Below are 20,031 nucleotides of genomic sequence, written 5' to 3' on the forward strand. Positions count from 1 at the left end.
AAAAAAGCCAGTCACCATGCTGGCTTTTTTTATTTTATACGCTTGGTGATTTACTCGTTTTGGTTCTGCACTTTATGGCCGATTTAAAAGAGAGAGAATCCCATTCTTAAAATGAGAAAAACTAAAAGGATCAGAAAAAACCATCGGATAAATTGGCTACCATAACGTAATGCCAGAAAAACACCCGCGAAGGAACCCAGCACATTGCACAAGGCAACGATTAAACCGATTTGCCAGAGTACATGACCTGTGGGAATAAAAAATAAAAGTGCTGAACTAAAGGTACCAATATTCACGATTTTGGCCGATGCCGAGGCATTGAGAAAATCAAAACCAAAAACCTTTACAAACAGAAAAAGCAGGAAGCTGCCGCTGCCTGGCCCAAAAACGCCATCATAGAATCCAATCAACCCGCCAAAAAGGATGCCCAGAGAAATTTCTTTATGTCCGCATTTCACATAGGTACTGCGCGCACCTAAGTCTTTCTTTAAAAAAGTATAGATGGCCATCAAGATGAGTAAACAGAAAACAACATAGCTCATGAGCTGCTTTGGAACATGGGCTGTTGTCATTGCACCCGCAAATGCACATATAAATGCCGCAAGCATGGTGGGGATCAGAAGCTTCCAGACAAAAGTAATTTTATGAACATATCTCAAAAATGAGGCGGTGGTTCCCGCCCAAACCGCTAATTTATTGGTGCCAAAAACGGTTGCAATATTGTGCTGAGGCAAGGCATGTAACAGCGCCGGAATTTGGACTAAACCACCACCACCTACTGCGGCATCGATCAGACCACCACAGAAGGCAAAGAGTCCTAAAGTTAGTAGGGCGGTTTGATCAATCATAAAAATCAGCCAATCTGAGGGAAAAATGATGTTGTTGTATGTGCTTTATGCAGTGTTTTAAATAAGAATCTAATCGAATGATTAAAACATCGTTTGCTTAGCTTTGTTGTTTTTTTATGCAGATTAAAAATAAAGATTTGAATGTATGAAAGTTCTTTGCTTGGCTAAAACAGTGCTGTTTGTGCGCTATGGCGAGCATCAATAGCCCATTTTGGTTGCAAGATAGCCATATTTCTGGCTGCACAAATGCTGCTCTCCACCCCCAAGTTCCATCTTTTGTATTCCTAAACATTGATTTTATTGGTATTTCTTTTTTATTTGAGCTTGGCACAGCATTTGCTAAATAGCTGGTGATGCAATTTAAAGCTTAAAAATCAATTGAGTATCTAAAATATAGGGGGAGACCAATATGATGAAACTTGCATGCAAGGCTGCGGTACTGGGAATGCTGACCACAGCATCAACATTAAGCTTGGCTGAGGAGAGTAAACTCCCTTTTCCAGGTACCGTTACGGGTAATGTCAATGTGGTATCAAGCTATAATTTACGTGGGATGACCAACTCACCAGAAAGTGATACACCCGCAGTGCAAGGGGGGCTGGATTATACACATGACAGTGGCTTTTATTTGGGCTATTGGTTTTCGACTTTAACCGCTGCCTATGCAGACTTTAATACTTCGCCTACTGATGTGAAAGAAGAGAAAAAATCCTTCGAAAACGATTTTTACGCGGGCTATAAAGGCAAAATTACCGAGGATCTTGGTTATCAAATCGGCGGAACGGTTTATTACTATTATCCAGGTTGGGAATCGACAGGTTATGAAACCATCTTGGGTTTGAGCTATAAAGATTTCAGCATTACAGCACAGACTTTGTTGAATAATGTCACCTTCGGAAATAAGGGAGATACCTATTTCTTGGCGACCTATGCACCAAAACTAGCAGGTGGATTTACAGGTAAAGCGCAAGTTGCAGCCTATTATTATGGCGATGACGATGAATATCTGGCTTACCAAGCCAAAGCTGGCGATGTAACCAAAACGGATTTTGCCTTCCGTCATGCAACGCTCGGTTTATCGCACCCATTGGGCAATACTGGCGCAACGTGGAGTCTGGATTATATTTTTGGTGGCTATACTCGTGATGAAACCAAACAAAAGAATAAAGTAGTCTTAGCATTAGGTTATGCCTTCTAATGGAGTCTGAGCCATAAAAAAGCGACCTCAAGGTCGCTTTTTTAGCTTTGCTGACTGCGGTAGGACAAGGCTTCAGTGATATGGCTGCTACTGATGAGTTCGCTTTCGGCTAGATCTGCAATGGTTCGAGCCACTCTTAACACCCGATGATAGGCGCGAGCAGAAAGATTGAGCCGCTGTTGTGCCATTTCAATAATTTTGGTCGAGCTGCCATCTAATAAGGCATGCTGTTCCAATAATTTGGGAGAGAGCGCCTGATTTAAACAATGTTGTCTCTGGATTTGTTTTTCATAAGCATGGATGACGCGTTGTCGTACCGTGTTAGAGTTTTCGGTTGGAGTACGATCCTGTAATTCTTGTGTCTGTAAAGGTGGAACATCAATATGTAAATCAATCCGATCTAATAGCGGGCCGGAAATTCGATTTTGATAACGTTGAATGCTGTCTGGAGAACATTGGCAACGACTATCCTGATTAAAGGCATAACCACAAGGGCAAGGGTTCATTGCGGCTATAAACTGAAAATTTGCAGGAAAAGTCATTTGCCGCGCCGCGCGTGAAATCACGATCTCTTTAGATTCCAGTGGTTGGCGTAGTACCTCAAGCACCTTGCGATCAAACTCAGGTAATTCATCTAAAAATAGAACACCTAAATGCGCTAGGGTAATTTCACCAGGTTTGGGTTGTGAGCCACTGTCATTTCCAAAGAACTATGCGACAATATGAGCTAGGGTCAATGACTTAGACTACCTTTTACAAATAACTATGCGACAAATTTTATAAAGAACTATGCAACGGAACCCAGAATGAACAATCAATCATGCGACACCGTTAACATCGTACCAGCTCGAAGAAAAATTGGTAATACACGGATTAGTGTATCTGGTTTATACCCTTTTAAAAAAGATTCCGCAGTGGCCTTTGAATCAACACTGGAACGCGATTTTCTCATTCGATTAGAGGTTGACCCTAATGTTCTTGCTGTAGAATCTCAACCCTTTACCATTGAGTATTTTGATAATGGGCAGAAACGAGTTTACACCCCTGACTACCTGGTAACTTATAAGCATGATGATTTTCTTCCATTTATTGCACCTAAACTGGTTGAAGTAAAACCTACAGATGAATTGCAACTTAATTTACATCTATGGAAAGCTAGATATCGTGCTGCCATGAGGGTATGCAAAGAAGAGGGTTGGAAATTTCATATTGCACATGAAGGTCGTATTCGGGACCAGTTATGGTCGAATGCCATGTTTTTACAAAAGTACCGAAAGATGGACTTTCCCCCTGCTGATTCAAAGCACTTATTGGATTATGTGAGAGATCGAGAAGTAGTAACTTTTGAGACTCTATTAGCCAGACATTTTCTTGGCAAATGGGACCGAGCAAATGGAATTAGTCAAATCTGGTATTTAGTTGCTCATGGTTATCTGGTTTGCGATTTAAGTGCACCTTTACAGCCATCTACTGAACTCTGGGTAAGTGGGAGTTTGTCATGAATGATAGACGTGTGAATATCAAAATAGCTGCTGGGGAACCTGTTCAGATAAAAGGGATTCCTCATACGATCATTGAAGTCATTGACCTGAAATCAGTTTTTGTTGAAAACAATAATACAGGTAGGAAAAATATTGCGGCTATCAGTGAATTAAGGCCGTCAATAGCTGTGGAACAGCATGAAGATCTAGAGCTCATCGCTGATAAAGACTGGATTGAGGCTGAAAGACGTTTCAACATCATCCGTCCTTTCATTGAGGGAGGTGTGAGTGGTCGTAAGGAAGTAGAATTACGTGCTCAGGCACATGATATAAATCCAGCCACCATATATAGATGGTTAAAAATTTATAAAGCATATGGAACTATTGATGGATTGCGACCTAGAAAAGAGGGATTGCCACAAGGTAAGAAGATAATTAATAAACATGCTGAAGCAATCATTGAAAAAGCCATCAACGATTTATACCTAACTAATCAAAGAATAAGTGTTCAAAAAGTTGTACTTGAAGTGAAACGCTTATGTCATGAATACCATATCCTAGAGGTGCCTCATGCCAATACAGTAAGAAATCGTATTGCAGCGATTAGCCAGAAAGACTCTCTTCGTAAGAGGGGGCATAAGGAAAAGGCCGATAACAAATTTACACCTGCCGCAGGGAAATTCCCTCATGCTGATTATCCACTTGCCGTTGTACAGATTGACCATACACCCGTTGATCTTATTCTGGTTGATGATTTTAGCAGATGCCCTATAGGACGACCTTTTCTTACATTGGCAATTGATGTGCGCACAAGGGTAGTTGTGGGATATTACTTATCATTAGATGCTCCCTCTGTTATGTCTATTGCAATGAGCGTTTCTCAAGCTGTACTGCCCAAAGAGAAATGGCTAGCTTCGCGCAAGATTCAAGCTGAATGGCCTGTCTGGGGAATTATGAACACCATTCATGTCGATAATGGACCTGAGTTTCACTCAGAAACTTTCAGAAATGCCTGTATGGCACATGATATTCGTCTGGAATACCGACCAGTAAAAAAACCACGTTTTGGTGGGCACATTGAACGTTTGATGGGAACATTTGCAACGGATATTCACGCAGTTCCAGGAACAACTTTTTCAAATATTTTTGAAAGAAAAGGCTATAACTCAGATACGGAAGCAGTTTTCACATTTTCCGAATTTGAGGACTGGCTAATTGATTTTATCTGTAATGTTTACCACAAAAGAAAACACTCTGCTTTAGGTACTTCTCCACTACATGCTTTTGAGTTGGGTATCTTTGGCGATAAAAACACGTTAGGTTCTGGAGCTGCCAGATTGCCTGCAAATGATCATAATTTCTTTCTTGATTTTCTACCAAGTTTTGAAAGGACGATTCAAACAACAGGTGTAACAATTGATGGCCTTGCTTATTATGCTGATGTATTAAGAGGTTGGATTAATGCTGTAGACCCCTATAATCAAAAGGAAAAACGTAAATTTATCTTTAGGCGTGATCCAAGAAATATTAGTGAGATATGGTTCTTTGATCCCGAAATCAAAAATTATTTTAAGGTACCTTTAGCGGATCAAAGTATTCCGCCATTTAGTATTTGGGAACACAAAAAGATTCAAGAGCTAAAAAAGGAAAATGGCGAATATCTAAAAGATCATGAACTTGGACAGGCTCTAGCTAAACTTAGGGAACGTGTTCAGGAAGCAAGCACTAAAACTCGACGGGCTCGCAGATCACGTCAGCGCAGTACCCAACACCAAATGAGTGTTAATCCTGCATCAATTCAGGGCAAAAAACCTCAACAAGAGAGTACGATTTTGGAGCAACAGCTTGATAGCGTATATGGTTTATTGCCTCTCGATGAACTGGAAAATGATGGTAATCCTCCCATAAATAACCGAAGTTAAAAGTAGAGGTTAAGCAGCCATTAGAGGTGGCTTTCCTTTGTTAGCTTGATGTGGTCTTTCATGGTTGTAATGCCACAACCAGTTTGTTGCATAATCTTGTACTTCATCCAAAGTATCAAATAAATGCTTGCTCAGCCAACTATAACGTATGGTCCGATTATAGCGTTCAATATACGCATTCTGCTGTGGCTTACCCGGTTGAATATATTCAATACGAATACCGTGCTCAGTAGCCCAGCGCACAAATTCGTGACTGATAAACTCCGGGCCATTGTCACACCGAATAACTAACGGCTTTTCTCGCCACTCCAGCAATTGATTCAACGTACGAATAACCCTGATTGTGGGCAATGAGAACCCTGCTTCAATGGCTAGGCCTTCGCGGCGGTAATCATCAATCACATTCAATAATCGAAACTTGCGACCATCGGAAAGCTGATCATGCATAAAATCTAATGACCAAACCTGATTTTCTCGGATTGGTTCTTTCAATGGTTCAGGCGCATGCCGTTTTAGTCTTCTTCTCGGTTTAATACGCAGATTCAGTGCCAACTCACAGTAAATGCGGTAAACCCGCTTGTGATTCCAGCAGCAACTCTCAACATGCCGTAAATACGAGAAGCACAAACCAAAGCCCCAATCGGAATTTTCCTCAGTGAGTTCAATGAGCTGTTCAGCAATGAGTGCATTGTCATCGCTGAGATTGGCTTGATAGCGGTAGCAGGTTTCACTAATACCAAATGCTTTACAAGCCAAACGAATACTAATGGCATGCTGGGCAACTGCCTGTTGTGCCATCTTACGCCGGCAAGATGGCTTTACCACTTTTTTGCCATCGCTTCCTGGATGATTTCGGCCTTTAATCGCTCTTCCGCATACATCTTTTTAAGTCTGGTATTTTCGGCTTCTAGCTCTTTCAGTCGAGCCATTAATGATGTATCCATACCACCATATTTGGCACGCCATTTATAAAAGGTAGCATTACTCATGCCGTGTTCACGGCAAAGGGTCGCTACAGGTGTGCCAGATTCTGCCTGTTTCAAGATGGACATGATCTGACTGTCAGTAAATTTAGATGTTTTCATGCAGAATCTCCTGCTCGTATCTTAAGAGAAAATTCTACTTTTAGATCCTATTATTTTTAGGGGGGATTACCTGATGAGGATATTTCATGAGTAACTATTCACATGTTTTTCAAGAGTTTCGCCCTATTGTGGAACAGTCTAATGAGGACAGGCTCTACTTCCTGGAAGAGGACCGATGGATTGGGTATCCAGCAGCCAATGACTTACTAGACCAATTGAAAGGATTCCTGACACTTCCGAAGCGGAGCCGTATGCCCAACTTACTGGTATTGAGTAAGCCAAATAATGGTAAGACCTCAATTATTAATCAGTTCTTTAAGCTGTATGGGGAGGGTTATGTCAATGCAGAAAATAATGCAGTAAAACCTGTAATTGTTGTGCAGGCACCTGTTTCACCTGATGAAAAAGCTTTGTATATGGCTATTCTTGATAAGTTCTGGGTTCCCTTTCGAGAAAGAGATCCTGTTGCGAAGCTACGTTACCAAGTGGTCCATTGCCTTAAACTTTACGAGGTAAAACTCCTCATTATCGACGAAATGAATTCTTTATTATGTGGCAGCCCGATTAAGCAAAGAACAGTAATGAATGCAATTAAGTATTTGTGTAATGAAACACAGATACCCATTGTTGGGTTTGGTACAGAAGAAGCGATTAGTGTCCTGCGTACTGATCCACAGCATGTAAGCCGTTTTCGTGTGGTTAATTTGCCCTTATGGAAGCTAGATAAGGACTTTCAGGCCATGGTAAATAAGTTTGAAAAAGTTCTTCCACTCAAACAGGCTTCAAAACTGGCTGAGCCAGCAACAGTAAAATATCTACATGATATTACCGATGGAAATTTAGGTAATCTGCGAACGCTTTTACGGGAAGCTGCAAAGAAAGCTATTGTTTCTGGTCAGGAGTTTATCGACCGCAGCTTACTAGAAAGTGTGAAATAAGCCATGTGGAGGACTAGGTATGATAGGTACAACAGAAGTCCATTCATGGATTATCCCCACGACTTTACAGAAAGATGAGGCATTGTCTTCATGGTTGATACGTGCTGCACTCGATAGTGGTTGTGACCCATTAAGTCTAACAGGGGTACTCTGGCCTAAATGGCGAATTTGGTCAGTAGATGTAGATCGAGGTTTAAGCTCAGAGCATTTACGGGCCTTGGTCAATACAACAAAAATTGATGAAAGCCAATTTGATTCGGCTACGCTTCGCAATTTCTTATTTAAATATAACTTGGATAATGGAACCCTTGATTCATGGTATCTGGTATTAGGTACAAGAAACCGCAAGCATCGAGGTGGCTGGCAATATTGTCCTAAGTGTTTGTCTGAGGATGATGTTGCCTATTTCCGTTTGCCCTGGCGCTTTGCCTGGCATACAGGCTGTATGAAACATAATCAGCGTTTACATGATCAATGTCCGAATTGTCATAATGCCATTCAACCTAGGCGACTTGAAGCCCCTGATCAGGTTATGACTTGCTGTTCAATATGTAAAAAAAGCTTATTGGAGGTTAATGAACGTTTTATGGATTGTCATGCCTTGGCATTCCAAAAAATCTTTGATCAATTCTTGGAACAAGGCCGTGCAACCTATCAGGATAATTTGATTTCACTAAATGATTGGTTAACGGTGATTAAGTTATTTTCACAATTTATTAGAAAAGTTCTAGCTAGTTCATCAAATGGAAAAGGATGGGCTTTTCTTGAACAACTCAAGATTCAGGTACCCCATTCTGAGCTTATCTCGAATGGATTGGTTATTAGCCAACTTCAAGTTATCGAGAGGGAACGGCTATTTTCCTGTATTTATCAATTACTCATCATTCCTCTAGAAAAATTTATTGAAACAGCACAATCTTTAAATATGAACAGATCTTCATTTTGGGATAAGAGAAACCAGTTGCCAGCCATATTAAGACCTATTGAAGAACAGTTGGGCTCGGTTTATAGGAACTACCCTCCAAAGAGAGCATTAGTTGATACACGCAAACCTAAAAGTAAGGAGGCTGTAATACGAAAGTTTTTGAGATTAAAAAGAAAATTAGGATAGTGTTTGGAGGGAAACGCTATGTCTCAGTGTGATGAATGTGGTAATGCGGTTGAAAAGATACACCGACGCTATAAACAGCGTAACTATTGCCATAAATGCTATGTGCGAGTTTTTAAAAAAAGAGATTGCCCATCATGTGGTAAAAGCTCAAGATTGCACAAAACTGATGAATTGGCTGTTTGCCAAAAATGTGAAACTAATCGCCCCTGTATTCGATGTCAACGTATTGATTACCCTGTAGGCAAAATAACGGAACAAGGACCTGTTTGTAATAGCTGCTCAGTTTATTTTAGAGAGTTTCAAGCTTGTGAACGATGTGGAATGGCATCACAACGTTTGTCTCGTATCAGCCGTTTTGAGGATAATTTAAGAGTTTGCACAAAGTGTGCAACCCGTGATTACCAGACATGCCAAAGTTGTAGAAGATATAGGTCGGTTGAACAGGATGCTGTGTCAGGCAAAATGCTTTGTAAAAAATGTTCAAGCTGTCCACCACTTCAATGTTTAACCTGTCAGCAACAAATTCCTGCTGGATGTGGAAAATATTGTGAATCATGTTCATGGCGAAGAATATTGGGCAATAGGATTAAAGAACTAGTTAATACATTAGTGAATCCAAGTGTTAAAGGTTACTTTGAAGAATATATGAATTGGCTTGATCATGAGCTAGGACCACATAAGGCTGCATTGCTAATTCATAAACACATTCAGTTCTTTGAAAAGACCAATAATCTTTGGAGAGAACAGATCCCAGATTATGCCCCTTTATTACACAGACTAAGAGCAAGCGGTCTACGCAAATATGAGCTACCAATGCGATGGTTAGTTTCAATGTATAAACTAGAAATCAATACTGAATTAAAAGATCAGTGTTCAGAATTGGATCAATTGGAGAGGTTGGTAAAGTCATCCCCAGAATTAACTTTGTCTGCCCAAGTGCTTCAGGAATATGATCAATATTTAAAAAATAAAATGAAACTGGGTAACACCACTCTTCGCTCGACCCGTTTAGCCATGAAACCAGCTTCCGCATTAATGCAATTGGTTAATCAGTCTCGATTAGACTTACCTACGATGTGGCATGTGAAACATTACTTATATCAATCACCAGGACAAGCAGCAGCATTAACAGGCTTTCTTAACTTTCTAAATAAAAATTATGATACTCAGTTGAACTCAACAAGAATGTTGGATAAAGAATCGAAAAATAAAAGTAATTTGAAGAAGTTAGAAAAAGATTTACTAACAATGATGAAAAATCCAACAGAAAATTTTGATGAGTTAACCTGGGTGAGACTGTGTTTGGGATATTTTCATGGACTGGATAAAAACATTTGTAATCGTGTAGATAAAGTTGATATGAATGTTGAAATAGATGGTTTTAACGTCTTGATCAATAATCAACAATATTGGATACCGAACATGGAGTTTTCCTCAATAAGATTCTAATCCAGAAGTAAGTAACTCCCTCACATGATTTCTGTCTATAAAATAGAAATTAAAATGAGAAAGGATAGTGGGGAAAATATCAATAAATAGGGTGAAAGTTAGACGTACTTGTTATAAACATGGTCTATTTATATTCTATGTTTCATAATTAGAAAAATGGACATCAACTATAGGAAAAGCAATGGATTATAAGTATTACGTTTATGTACATGAAACATTATCAGGTGAAGTATTTTATGTTGGCAAGGGATGTGGTGATAGAGCGTGGCGTAAAGGTCGAGATTTGAATTGGGATTTGTATGTTGAAAAATATCTAAATAATCAATACAACGTTAGAATCGTACTTGATCAATTATCAGAAAACCAAGCATTAGAAGAAGAGGAAAAGCTTTTTTCAAAATATGGCGATCAGTTGGTTAATCGTCAAAATATGAGCCGAAGCTTAAATATGGAGGCTTTAAGTCATCGAAATGAGATTGAGTCAAAGTTAAAGAAAACTGAGTTGGATGCTGAGTTAGCGACGGAGGTGAATGAAAAGGCTGATCTATTTATAGAAGCATTGAGGTATCACAAATTATTTGCAAACACTATTATTGAAAATGGTTTACTGGCGGAGCTTCTTGCTCTGCGCCCTCTGGGTTCTATCCAACTATTAGATAAAGCTGTCCGAGCATTGGTTGCTGCTGATAGACAAGAACAGGCCCAAATTGTTTTTGACCAATATTTTGTTGACTATCCTCATGAAAAAGAACTGACCATGGTTGCTTTAATTGCCAAAGTCATTGAGCGTGGAACAGTACGATTAACAGAGCAACAAGATTTTGTACCGCCCGAACCCCTGCCACTAGGATGGCAGTACGCCAAAGAGCGAAATGAGCAAGTCTTACGTTTAGATCACAAGATGTACGAAACAGACAAATCAGAAAATTATGATCTAGATGTACTTAAAAATCTGATGGATCAGGATATGTCTGCTGCAATGCTGTATGTGAAAAGGTGGATTGTTCAGGATGAAAGAGTTAGACGCAAAGACCCTTTGGACAATGCATTATGGTTGTATTCAGAAGCACGTAAAATTGCCAGTAAGCAGAAGAATCTGCTTGAGGAGTGTTTATTTCAGCAACGATTGACTAATTTACTAAAGGGGCGAAATAAACATTATGAAAAGAATCTAATAACATTAAGAAAACTTGCAGCAAAACTTTCTAAGCAGAATATTTTGAAAAAATAAGCTAATGGATTTCTCCAACAGCCAAATTATGTATTTCTGACAGTTCTTATAAAAATAACATGTATAAGCGCATTATCCATACTTACCTAAATTCATAAATAACAAATCCCAAATATAAATATTTGGGATTTTTGGCGTTGGTTTATGAGTTTGTAATCAATGCTTGTGTGGAAATATTTTAGGAATCAAGCGGATATATATTGGTAGAAAGCAAAGCTCAACAATTGTTTGCGTTAAAATTACAGCAGGGATAATAGGCATACTTCCTGGTACTGCTAAGGCTAGTGGCAAGATAACCAAAGAGTTTCGATATGATGCTGAAAAAGATACTGCTCTTGTAGAACTTGGCTCCAGTTTAAACAAGGATGCGATAGCCCAGCCTACAAAGGGAGCAATAATGGCAAATGCGATGTAAATTGGTAAAGCCTGAAGGGCAGCACTTTGAGCAAGTCCAATTTGAGGCGTCACTGATGCGAGCACAATAAACAGAACAAGTGCTGTAGCAGGTATCCATTCCTAATATTGTGTTTGGCTTCAGAAAAAAACATTTCAATATTTCAACAACTATTGAATTATAGAAATTGACAAAGGTTGTTGCAACTATTTTATGGAAGGGAGCTTATATACAGGTTTAGTGCTAATCCCTTATAAGAAAATGATTACATTTGTCAAATTTGGATTTTAACCCTCATTTTTTTCTTTTTTTTCTTCCTTTAGCTGAATATTGGTAATTCCAATTTTTCTTAGAGCATTCAATAAAGTTGATTCACCATCTGAAAAGCCAGCAGATTTTGAGCGCCTAAAAACAAATAATTGGGTAACAAGATTGGAGCCCTGAAGAGTTTTCGTATAAGAACCCTCTGACAAAGGCAAGCTTTTCATGAGATCGGAAATATACTGTTCGAATTGTTCTAGGGTCTTTGACCTAAATATTAGTCCAGAATGCCCACGTTCCTTGTAGACGCTCTTTCCTTCTGCATTTGAAACATAAATCGCAGGTTGTATATCGAAAATATAAACTGGAGGGTAATTTCTAAGAGATAGTCGAATGACTAATGCTCCGCGGGTTGCTGTTTTATTTGAATTTGCATAACACCAATTTTTATAAGCTTGTTTTTCTTCATCTGAAATATCTTCATTTTCTAAAGTTTCTGAATTGACGGAAAAGGCCATGAGAGTGGGTTTATCGTTGTAATTAAAGTCTTCTTCAAAAGTATAATAGTGTACTGCATTGACAATACTGGGATTTAACGAGTGTGCTTTTACGCAAGCATTCCAAAGGTCCATAATTCTTCCTTGTTCTGGAGCTTCAAATTCTGTGGCATTATCTTTATTAGTGGTCGGATTAATTGTGGCATTAAGAATATCCTTGGAGCTATCTGGTTGCCCTGTACCAATCGTATTTGTCTCCTTTGTATTTTTCTTTCTTTGTGGTTGGGTGATGGTTTTTTCATGTTTTGTTTTACTTTTCTCTCCTACTGGTCCTGCTCCTAACCAGGTAAATTCATGACCTAAAATAACTGATTGTGATAATGGTTTGCGCCCCCCTTGATCTTCAGATACGTTAATCTGACCAGGACCTAGTTGCAATTGAGGAGGATTAGGTGAGTTAACATCTACAGGTTTCTTAACGCGGTGAATTACTTTTGGAACGCGTCTGATGAGTGTTTGATCAGGTAATTCTATTCCAAGAATAGTCAAGGCTAAAAAGGCATTGGTGTCAGGGAGACAGAAACCAGAAACCCTAATTTTTCTCGTTTCCTCATGCCATGGCATTACTTTAGGGTATATATGGTTTCTTTGAGTAAAATCATCATGTTTTGCAATACTGCTAAATAAGATCCTTACGGCATCCTGGGTATATTCGCTGTATTTATAGTAGGCAATAAATACATGATCATCTGATGTGAGGCTATCACCTATAAGGATCGTCCAGGTATTTTCTTCTTGTGGATGAGGTGTGTAGAGCCGTTCATGTCTTTCGGCCTCATCATATGTTGTCAGAATTCTAGGAAGTTCTGTAGAGAGACCATATCCTCTTACCAGAAACTCAAAACAAGGTACGAGTAGTTCCTTATATTCCTGATCCTTTAAGGAGAAAGAAATGCAATTCTCACGTTGGCTTGGATTAATATAAAATTTATTCTTGTCTGAGAAGAAATGATCTATTCTCCCTGTCTTTTCGTCTCGCTTATATGCTTGAACATAGGTATGTGTAAAATCCGTATGGTCAATATCAAACTCCCGTATTTCTAAAGGAAGATAATCAACCAATCGTTCATGATGCCAAACTGTGCCAATAGGCCAAGACACCAAATCTGTTATATTGGCATCAATAAAAATAAAATTATTTGTGGGTGTGTAATCTTCAAGAAGTTCCCTAAAAGCAACATGAACTTTAGGTTGGGTATTTCTACGTTCAGCTTTTGCTAACGCCCCATACCACCACACCATTAAGAACTTTTCAGCATTGGATTCAAGAACTTTGAATGCGGGGGATTTTTTTTTATCTGAAGAGTTATCAGTATTTTCTTCATTAGAATGATTGTTCATGATCAACCTCTCTATTGGTAATATTATCGACTAGTCAATTCTTCTTATAAGTTCAGTTCGGCTGTAGGGATATACTGCCCATCTACCCAATCGTAAAGCTGGATATCACAAATACCATTCAAGCGATGTCCCAAGATCATTGCAAAAACTGAGGGTGCCTTAATAAAGAGGTGTAATTTAGATAACTTATTTTCAGATTTGAATGAAACTAAAGCGGATTTTGCCTCTCTGACAGCAAGATTTAGAGTTTCCATATTATCAATGGCATGACAGCTTTCTAAATTCAGTCTAGGTAAGCTCTTTACTTCATTAATCGTAGAGTCAATGTCTTTACCTATAGCTGTAGGAAATCCAATAGTGACTATGGCTTCAGTTTCACTCTGTAGCTCAACAGAGTCGATTTTAGTAAAAAATTGTCCCTCTTTCTGTTTATGGTCATCAGTGCGATAAGTGAGGCCATTATGTTCTATTTCGAGTAGGAAATTACGTGTGGCACTAAAAACATAGCCAAGCATACATGCAGTGGACATTCTTTGTTTGCCATCTATAAGGAGGATTCTACGGTCACCACTGTTATGAATGAAATCCCCAATCAATACTGCTTTTTTGATTAGGTTATTCCAGTCGCTGGAGGTTTTTTGGGCACGATCAGGACCATTGAAATCACGAATATCTAAGTTTAGGTCTTGGTACTGACTGGTTGAAGTAGAAAGGTTAATTTTAATAGGACTGCATAGCCACTGATCCCTCTCTTTTCCTAAAGCCTGGCAAATAAGATTTTCATAGTCTTTACGGTATATAGGTCCAGAAGATGAAAGGGAAATCAAATCTTTAAATTGGTCTTTTAACTGTCTGACTTTAGTCATAGTCAATTCGATGTTGGATAAATGTCCTATTTCACCCATAAAGATAGAATCACTGCTCTCAGCGTTGAAAGTTATAAAATCAACGTGATCAAGAGCGAATTCAACAAGCGAGGAGTCAAATTCTTTTTCAACGCACCAGTTAATAATATCCTGACGGCTTTTTAACAAAATTACAGAATCTGTATTGTATGAAGCACCAACGCCTCTAACTCTCTCAATCTGGGCAAGGAATGGGTGAAGTGTATTTGAATAGCTGGGGCACACTAAACCGAAGCGAATATATTCACTTGATGGAATGTCAAAAGCCTGCTTGAAACGTTCAATTTCTTCCCAAAATTTTGTGGGAGTAAGAGAATGATTCTTGGCTTCATACATGACACGGTGTAAATTTTTTTCTGGAGAAAAATAGCAAACCTCCACATCACCTATTGATTCACTCACAATGTGACTAAAAGCACTTTCAGATAGCCATAGTGGCAGGTTCTTTAATACAAAGGCATCCTGATAATCAAACCCTACTCGTGCAATTGCACCACCAGTTGATTGTTTTTCTAACAGACTTGCACTCATTATTATCTCTCTAAATCCAGGGTGGATGGGTAACAGGAACCATCTGGTAGGTAGGTATGGGCACTGCCCTCAAGATGATTGTTTTTTAAATGAAAAATCAGTAAGACTACAAAATTTGCACCCACTTTTGGATCGGACACCAATTCCCTCATGGTGTGATGGTCTTTACTGCTGGGTTGTACACTAAAGAGAGGATGGCTATGCCATTCACCTAAATAGTTAAATTTTTGATAATTATTGTTTGTTGATTTATGAAAAAGGCGGATTGCTTTGATAGCATCCGTAATTCCACGTACAAAGGATGCTATCGTTCCACTCTTTTGAACAGTTAATGAGCTAACTCTAAAATGGTTTGTACCTATATGCTCACCCATTAAAACACCGCCACATTCGTGGGTTCCAGACTTCAACAGGGCTTTTATCAGTAAAATTTGTATATCAGTAGGAATGGATATTTTCAGCATCAGTATTAACCTTTCATCGGTTCAGGCTCTTCAATAGAATTGCCATTTTCACTTTCAGATATCTGTTTATCCGTAGGAGATTCTGTTACTAACGCACCTGAACAATCGATAGGATGAGTATCAAAAGGACATTGAAATATCCAATATTTACGGAACCCTATTAAATATGCTGAATATGGATAAGAGGATTGCTCATCAATTGTACATAAAGTATCTAATGTGAACTGCGTCATAGACGCTGCAAGAGCCGTTACATCTGCATCTGATGCAATATATGTTTGGTTTTGTGTTTGAAAGCCGTAATTATTAACTTTGCCTTCTGGGATTGGTTCCAACGTTTGTAAGACACCATAAATATGATTGCGAAGCTCTAAAGGTGAGGCATCTAACGTTGGGCGACTACGGGCCATCATTGCTCCACCACCGCCACCAAAGATTTCACCCCATACCATTGGTATATGTTTTCTTTTAGCAATTGCAGCTAAGGTTAGAAATGTATGTGAGCTTGCTGTCGCATCAATAATCAGATTACATGTACCAATGGCATTAGCGATATTGGAATTTAAATGAGGATTTTCCTGTCCACCAATTTGCATTTCATACGTTTCAACCTGCATGTCTAATGCAGTTCGTTTTAATGCTCTTTCAACAGCATGGGTTTTAGCAAAGCCAACATCTAACCAGTTGAGTTCATTACGGACAAGATTGTGTGGAGCCAGAATATCATCATCAATAAGTAGAAAGTTTTTACAGCCCGACCGTGCCAGTGAAATTGCAATTTTACTTCCTAACGATCCAAGACCTACAATTGCTATCCTTGTATTATTGAGATGGCTAAATTGTGCTGGCAATCTTTGATTCTGATCATCATGTAGATTAATAGCAGGATAACTTACGAAAAGTGGTGCTGTATTATTAATCAAGAATAGTTCCAAGTTACCCTTTAAGTCATATAACAATATAGGCTGTATGGAATTTGTGAATTCCTCTTGAGCAGGCCATAAATTGCCTAAAAAGGATTCTAATGAAACTCGGTCATTTACGGATTCCTTTAATTGAGGAACAGAATCAATTCGTATTGCCCATCCAGACAATTCAAATCTTTCATTAGAAAATGATGGTACGATGTCAGGTAGAGATTTGTTCTGAATATTTGTTGGAACAATAACGGTTTTGTCTCGAAAGCTTGAGATGGCAATCTTAAAGTCCATTTTCTCAGAATCACTACCCAAGAGTATGTGACGTAACATAGGTGTTTCAATGAATCTTTCTGAAACACCTCTTAATTTTTGACCTATTGTTTCAGAATGCCTAGATGGTACAGGTTCTACATTCATCTCCAATACAGTCATTGCATCTGTTAATAAAAGAAGCTGGGCACTTCTAACTAGATCCACTCCACTGATATTGGTATTCCAATTATCTGGGCCATATTCTAGACACAGCACTCCTGAACCACCATACTGGTGCAAGATACTCCATCTTTCACCAGATTTTTGTGGGCGTATATATGCTGGTAGCTCTGGGAAAAGCTCTGGATATACTAAAACACCATTAAAATCTATAGTTCCTATCTTTAGAGAGAAGTTCAAATGCAATTCATTTGTTTCTGTTGAGTTCCACTCCTGAATCTTAAAACTATTTTTCTCTTTCTCAAGATCAGTCAATAACTGCCGTTCTTGAGCTAGGCGTTCTAATGGTGTTTTTAGCAGTTCCATTACGCAAAGCCTCCTGGTTTATTTGGATAAACAGGGGTTGATGGAAATGTTAATCCCGCACCTAGAGCAGAACGGATTAAAGAGCTGGCCATATCAGCAGAGTTTGCACTTTTGTGTGATGCCGAACGTGGAAAACGATTACCCAGAACCTGCCGCCATAGGGCTAATGCTTTATCATCATCTGTTTCATTTAAGGCGTTTCTTGCAATAGCAGCTTGTTCTTCTACCTTTTCATAAAAAGTTTTGAACTCATCTGCTGTGACCGCAGAAAAAACATTATTGCCTGCAACACCAGGATCTTCTAAATGTGGAATTATGCCTAGTGACGCATAAATCCCATAAGAATTCCTGATCGTTTCTAAAAGATAAACAAACAACTTTTCATAGTTGGATTCGTAGTAATTCATATGCTTGGCAACCAGGCATTCTAAAATGAATCCTTTTGGTCTTTTTAAATCAGACAAGTTCTCACGACGCCACCATTTAAATAGCTTCACAAGAGGCTTAAATCGACCATTTGCATTTTTATTCACCTCAACAGTCCACTCGGTATGGGCTGGAGGGTTGGTAACTAGCCATTCTTCAAGATGAATGTCTGGAATCAGATAGCCGCCATATCCATCTGAAATGATAGGGACAACATCCATATCAACTTTTTTCAACTTAACATTTACTGAACGACGGTTAACGGTAAGATCGGTATATCCAATATCCTTTAATGCCGTATGTACTGCATCAAGGACAATTTGAGGATTATCATTAATTGTGTGATTTGTAAGGGCAATAATATCTACATCTGGCCTTTGTGTGATTCCGCCTATGGTAGTCGGACGTACTGCCGTATTTCTTTTATAAGAACCTGATAAGAATGTATGCACATGTACTTTGCTGAATTCATTATGCACTTTTAAAGCATCACGAAGCGTATTATGTGCGCTTGAACAATCATTAACCGTTGTTGTAGATGGTTCAATATCGGAAAGTAGGTCAAGAAACTGCTGTTGAGTTGTCATAATTCTCTCTGAGCCCATGTACTAAAATGGGGCATAAAATTAAGTGCGATCAGAAAAATTAAGTAACCTACGGCTGTGAACTTTGTTGCATAGCAGTAGGTTATTTAACCTTGTTTACGATATTGAGTTTGAGTTATCAGGACCATCCGATTTTTTATTACGGATAGCATCCTTTTCTTCTTTCAATGGCCGAGTTCTGGGAAATTTAAAATATCCAGTTGGATGGACAATAATTTTTCCAGATTTATGGCGATAAGATTTACAAAACACGAAGTCTTGATTTTCGGTAAGCATTGTTAGCCCTCCTATTTTGGCGGCTCGTTTTTCAGGGCGCATACCAAAATAAGCGAGTAAATCTTGAGATTTACGGGCCTAAATGTTAGAATGGGGTTCTGACAGCCAGATCTAACATGAGGTATGCGTAGGGCTTAGAGCCATATGCCTTTCCTGTGTGAAAATCTATCAAGCCGACTCTACCCAATAGAGTCGGCTTTTTAATTTATAAAACCATTTCAATAGTCTCCATTGAATCTAGGTCAAAATAATATAGTTTTTTAAAGTCATCTTCATATAAGTCAAATAATTGAGATAGCTCACTAATGACAGATGTTGATGTTTTTTTCGCATCTATTGCATAGTCAAAGAGCATTGAAGCTACTCTATATGTCGCTTCTCGATCCAATTCATTTGGTTCAACTTTACGATAACCACGCATAGCCATTTGCCGCCATAAATTGGCACTTTGACTTGAAGTTATAGTTCCTAACTCTGACGCCCTATAGATTAAGGCCGCCATTGAGGTTTTCCATTCCTTTTTAAGTCTTAGATAATGAGCTAAATTGGTTGAACCTAATTGATCAATAATTTTTTCTTCTGGCATTAAGAATTCGGCAGCAAAGTCATTTGCTTCTTTTTCCATGAATTCAGATGGTTCTTCATGGAGGACCAAATGCCCAAGTTCATGTGCTAATGTGAAGCGTATTCTGTCATTTGGCTGATTTGCATTTAGAAATACGCATGGAGACACACCATGCATTTTTAAGGATACACCATCAACATTGTTATCTTTAAAGTCGCATAAAAAGACTAAAACCCCTGCATCTTCCACAGTGGCAGTTAGGTTTTCAAGAGGTTCACTTCCTAACGCCCACAATGATCTAAGCTTTTTAGCCGCTTCTTGAGGAGTGTTTACATCTAGGCCAATTTTAAAAGTTGGTAAGGAGTTTTTTCTTTTTGGCACATTTGTGAACAATTCTAATGTTTGTACATGGCCCATTTTTAACATCATTTCAGCATTCATACGGCTCAATGCTTTAGCTGTGGTAGAGCTTTTTTTTCTGTATGCATGCAAACTAATCGGCAGTGCATTTAGCTTTTCAATATGTTCAAAAAATCGTATAGGGAAATGTAGGGCATTAGATAGATTTTGGATAACTTCATCGGAGGGTTTTAAGTCCCCACTTTCAATTTTAGATAATGAAGCCTGAGTAATAGACTGTCCCATTCCAGCAATTAGTTCAGTTTGACTAAGGCCACGAAAGTTTCGTGCAATACTAAGCATATCAGGATTGAAATGAGTCATAT

The 20,031-nt window shown here is 38.7% G+C and carries 17 protein-coding genes and 1 pseudogene; 7 read left to right on the forward strand and 11 right to left on the reverse strand.

Annotated elements, in window-relative coordinates; genetic code table 11:
- Positions 1 to 83: 83 nt before the first annotated feature.
- Entirely contained in the window at positions 84 to 848 is a 765-nt protein-coding gene (locus tag F885_RS13795; RefSeq protein ID WP_005314722.1) for a sulfite exporter TauE/SafE family protein, read from the reverse strand.
- 409 nt (positions 849 to 1,257) lie between these two features.
- Between F885_RS13795 and F885_RS13790 the strand changes: the two genes are divergently transcribed.
- Positions 1,258 to 2,046, forward strand: coding sequence for a TorF family putative porin (locus F885_RS13790; RefSeq protein WP_005314725.1), 789 nt, complete (start codon positions 1,258 to 1,260; stop codon positions 2,044 to 2,046).
- Between the two features lie 41 nt (positions 2,047 to 2,087).
- Here F885_RS13790 and F885_RS13785 read toward each other — a convergent pair.
- Positions 2,088 to 2,738, reverse strand: a pseudogene (locus tag F885_RS13785) (ATP-binding protein); the annotation flags it as partial.
- Positions 2,739 to 2,852: 114 nt separating this feature from the next.
- Between F885_RS13785 and F885_RS13780 the strand changes: the two are divergent.
- Together F885_RS13780 and F885_RS13775 are read left to right on the forward strand one after the other, a co-directional pair.
- On the forward strand, positions 2,853 to 3,548 hold the full coding sequence (locus F885_RS13780) for a heteromeric transposase endonuclease subunit TnsA (RefSeq protein ID WP_005314732.1): 696 nt from the start codon (positions 2,853 to 2,855) through the stop codon (positions 3,546 to 3,548).
- Positions 3,545 to 5,449 carry a Mu transposase C-terminal domain-containing protein gene (locus F885_RS13775; protein WP_005314734.1) on the forward strand — a complete coding sequence of 635 codons (1,905 nt, stop codon included), beginning with the start codon at positions 3,545 to 3,547 and terminating at the stop codon, positions 5,447 to 5,449. Before F885_RS13780 ends, F885_RS13775 begins: the two co-directional genes overlap by 4 nt.
- Before the next feature lie 9 nt (positions 5,450 to 5,458).
- Here the strand turns inward: F885_RS13775 and F885_RS13770 are convergent.
- Positions 5,459 to 6,534, reverse strand: a protein-coding gene (locus F885_RS13770) for an IS3 family transposase (protein WP_085946061.1) whose coding sequence is annotated in 2 segments (ribosomal slippage) — positions 5,459 to 6,282 and positions 6,282 to 6,534 — 1,077 coding nt in all. Because the reading frame shifts where the segments join, the coding sequence is not laid out codon by codon here.
- Positions 6,535 to 6,620: 86 nt separating this feature from the next.
- Between F885_RS13770 and F885_RS13760 the strand changes: the two genes are divergently transcribed.
- The 4 genes from F885_RS13760 to F885_RS13745 all read left to right on the forward strand — a co-directional run bounded on the left by F885_RS13760 (position 6,621) and on the right by F885_RS13745 (position 11,263).
- Positions 6,621 to 7,472: a TniB family NTP-binding protein gene (locus F885_RS13760; RefSeq protein ID WP_005314736.1), complete on the forward strand. Its 852-nt coding sequence runs from the start codon at positions 6,621 to 6,623 to the stop codon at positions 7,470 to 7,472.
- A gap of 19 nt (positions 7,473 to 7,491) precedes the next feature.
- Positions 7,492 to 8,583, forward strand: a complete 1,092-nt coding sequence (locus F885_RS13755; protein WP_005314738.1) for a TniQ family protein — start codon at positions 7,492 to 7,494, stop codon at positions 8,581 to 8,583.
- Positions 8,584 to 8,601: 18 nt separating this feature from the next.
- Positions 8,602 to 10,032, forward strand: a complete 1,431-nt coding sequence (locus F885_RS13750; RefSeq protein WP_005314740.1) for a hypothetical protein — start codon at positions 8,602 to 8,604, stop codon at positions 10,030 to 10,032.
- Positions 10,033 to 10,213: 181 nt separating this feature from the next.
- Positions 10,214 to 11,263 carry a GIY-YIG nuclease family protein gene (locus tag F885_RS13745; protein WP_005314744.1) on the forward strand — a complete coding sequence of 350 codons (1,050 nt, stop codon included), beginning with the start codon at positions 10,214 to 10,216 and terminating at the stop codon, positions 11,261 to 11,263.
- A gap of 156 nt (positions 11,264 to 11,419) precedes the next feature.
- On the opposite strand, the gene F885_RS20625 is transcribed toward F885_RS13745, so the two are convergent.
- From F885_RS20625 to F885_RS13710, 8 genes are all read right to left on the reverse strand, one after another.
- Positions 11,420 to 11,731 (reverse strand): hypothetical protein, encoded by a 312-nt coding sequence (locus F885_RS20625; RefSeq protein ID WP_225761778.1) that lies wholly within the window; start codon positions 11,729 to 11,731, stop codon positions 11,420 to 11,422.
- Positions 11,732 to 11,944: 213 nt separating this feature from the next.
- Positions 11,945 to 13,816: a hypothetical protein gene (locus F885_RS13740; protein ID WP_005314747.1), complete on the reverse strand. Its 1,872-nt coding sequence runs from the start codon at positions 13,814 to 13,816 to the stop codon at positions 11,945 to 11,947.
- 44 nt (positions 13,817 to 13,860) lie between these two features.
- Positions 13,861 to 15,252, reverse strand: a complete 1,392-nt coding sequence (cap4, locus tag F885_RS13735; RefSeq protein WP_005314749.1) for a CD-NTase-associated endodeoxyribonuclease Cap4 — start codon at positions 15,250 to 15,252, stop codon at positions 13,861 to 13,863.
- 2 nt (positions 15,253 to 15,254) lie between these two features.
- Positions 15,255 to 15,716: a Mov34/MPN/PAD-1 family protein gene (locus F885_RS13730; RefSeq protein ID WP_005314752.1), complete on the reverse strand. Its 462-nt coding sequence runs from the start codon at positions 15,714 to 15,716 to the stop codon at positions 15,255 to 15,257.
- A gap of 5 nt (positions 15,717 to 15,721) precedes the next feature.
- Positions 15,722 to 17,434 carry a ThiF family adenylyltransferase gene (locus tag F885_RS13725; protein WP_005314755.1) on the reverse strand — a complete coding sequence of 571 codons (1,713 nt, stop codon included), beginning with the start codon at positions 17,432 to 17,434 and terminating at the stop codon, positions 15,722 to 15,724.
- Positions 17,434 to 18,447, reverse strand: coding sequence for an SMODS domain-containing nucleotidyltransferase (locus tag F885_RS13720; protein WP_005314757.1), 1,014 nt, complete (start codon positions 18,445 to 18,447; stop codon positions 17,434 to 17,436). Before F885_RS13720 ends, F885_RS13725 begins: the two co-directional genes overlap by 1 nt.
- Positions 18,448 to 18,561: 114 nt before the next feature.
- Entirely contained in the window at positions 18,562 to 18,741 is a 180-nt protein-coding gene (locus F885_RS21385; protein WP_005314759.1) for a hypothetical protein, read from the reverse strand.
- Between the two features lie 205 nt (positions 18,742 to 18,946).
- Positions 18,947 to 20,029, reverse strand: coding sequence for a helix-turn-helix domain-containing protein (locus tag F885_RS13710; protein WP_005314761.1), 1,083 nt, complete (start codon positions 20,027 to 20,029; stop codon positions 18,947 to 18,949).
- Positions 20,030 to 20,031: the final 2 nt, after the last annotated feature.

The organism is Acinetobacter higginsii, assembly GCF_000369845.1.
Lineage (GTDB): Bacteria > Pseudomonadota > Gammaproteobacteria > Pseudomonadales > Moraxellaceae > Acinetobacter > Acinetobacter higginsii.

What these genes read in the sequence shown, in the direction of transcription:
- F885_RS13795 (WP_005314722.1), bottom strand. Translation starts at nt 848, where the DNA reads ATGATTGATCAAACCGCCCTACTAACTTTAGGACTCTTTGCCTTCTGT.
- F885_RS13790 (WP_005314725.1), top strand. Translation starts at nt 1,258, where the DNA reads ATGATGAAACTTGCATGCAAGGCTGCGGTACTGGGAATGCTGACCACA.
- F885_RS13780 (WP_005314732.1), top strand. Translation starts at nt 2,853, where the DNA reads ATGAACAATCAATCATGCGACACCGTTAACATCGTACCAGCTCGAAGA.
- F885_RS13775 (WP_005314734.1), top strand. Translation starts at nt 3,545, where the DNA reads ATGAATGATAGACGTGTGAATATCAAAATAGCTGCTGGGGAACCTGTT.
- F885_RS13760 (WP_005314736.1), top strand. Translation starts at nt 6,621, where the DNA reads ATGAGTAACTATTCACATGTTTTTCAAGAGTTTCGCCCTATTGTGGAA.
- F885_RS13755 (WP_005314738.1), top strand. Translation starts at nt 7,492, where the DNA reads ATGATAGGTACAACAGAAGTCCATTCATGGATTATCCCCACGACTTTA.
- F885_RS13750 (WP_005314740.1), top strand. Translation starts at nt 8,602, where the DNA reads ATGTCTCAGTGTGATGAATGTGGTAATGCGGTTGAAAAGATACACCGA.
- F885_RS13745 (WP_005314744.1), top strand. Translation starts at nt 10,214, where the DNA reads ATGGATTATAAGTATTACGTTTATGTACATGAAACATTATCAGGTGAA.
- F885_RS13740 (WP_005314747.1), bottom strand. Translation starts at nt 13,816, where the DNA reads ATGAACAATCATTCTAATGAAGAAAATACTGATAACTCTTCAGATAAA.
- cap4 (WP_005314749.1), bottom strand. Translation starts at nt 15,252, where the DNA reads ATGAGTGCAAGTCTGTTAGAAAAACAATCAACTGGTGGTGCAATTGCA.
- F885_RS13730 (WP_005314752.1), bottom strand. Translation starts at nt 15,716, where the DNA reads ATGCTGAAAATATCCATTCCTACTGATATACAAATTTTACTGATAAAA.
- F885_RS13725 (WP_005314755.1), bottom strand. Translation starts at nt 17,434, where the DNA reads ATGGAACTGCTAAAAACACCATTAGAACGCCTAGCTCAAGAACGGCAG.
- F885_RS13720 (WP_005314757.1), bottom strand. Translation starts at nt 18,447, where the DNA reads ATGACAACTCAACAGCAGTTTCTTGACCTACTTTCCGATATTGAACCA.
- F885_RS21385 (WP_005314759.1), bottom strand. Translation starts at nt 18,741, where the DNA reads ATGCTTACCGAAAATCAAGACTTCGTGTTTTGTAAATCTTATCGCCAT.
- F885_RS13710 (WP_005314761.1), bottom strand. Translation starts at nt 20,029, where the DNA reads ATGACTCATTTCAATCCTGATATGCTTAGTATTGCACGAAACTTTCGT.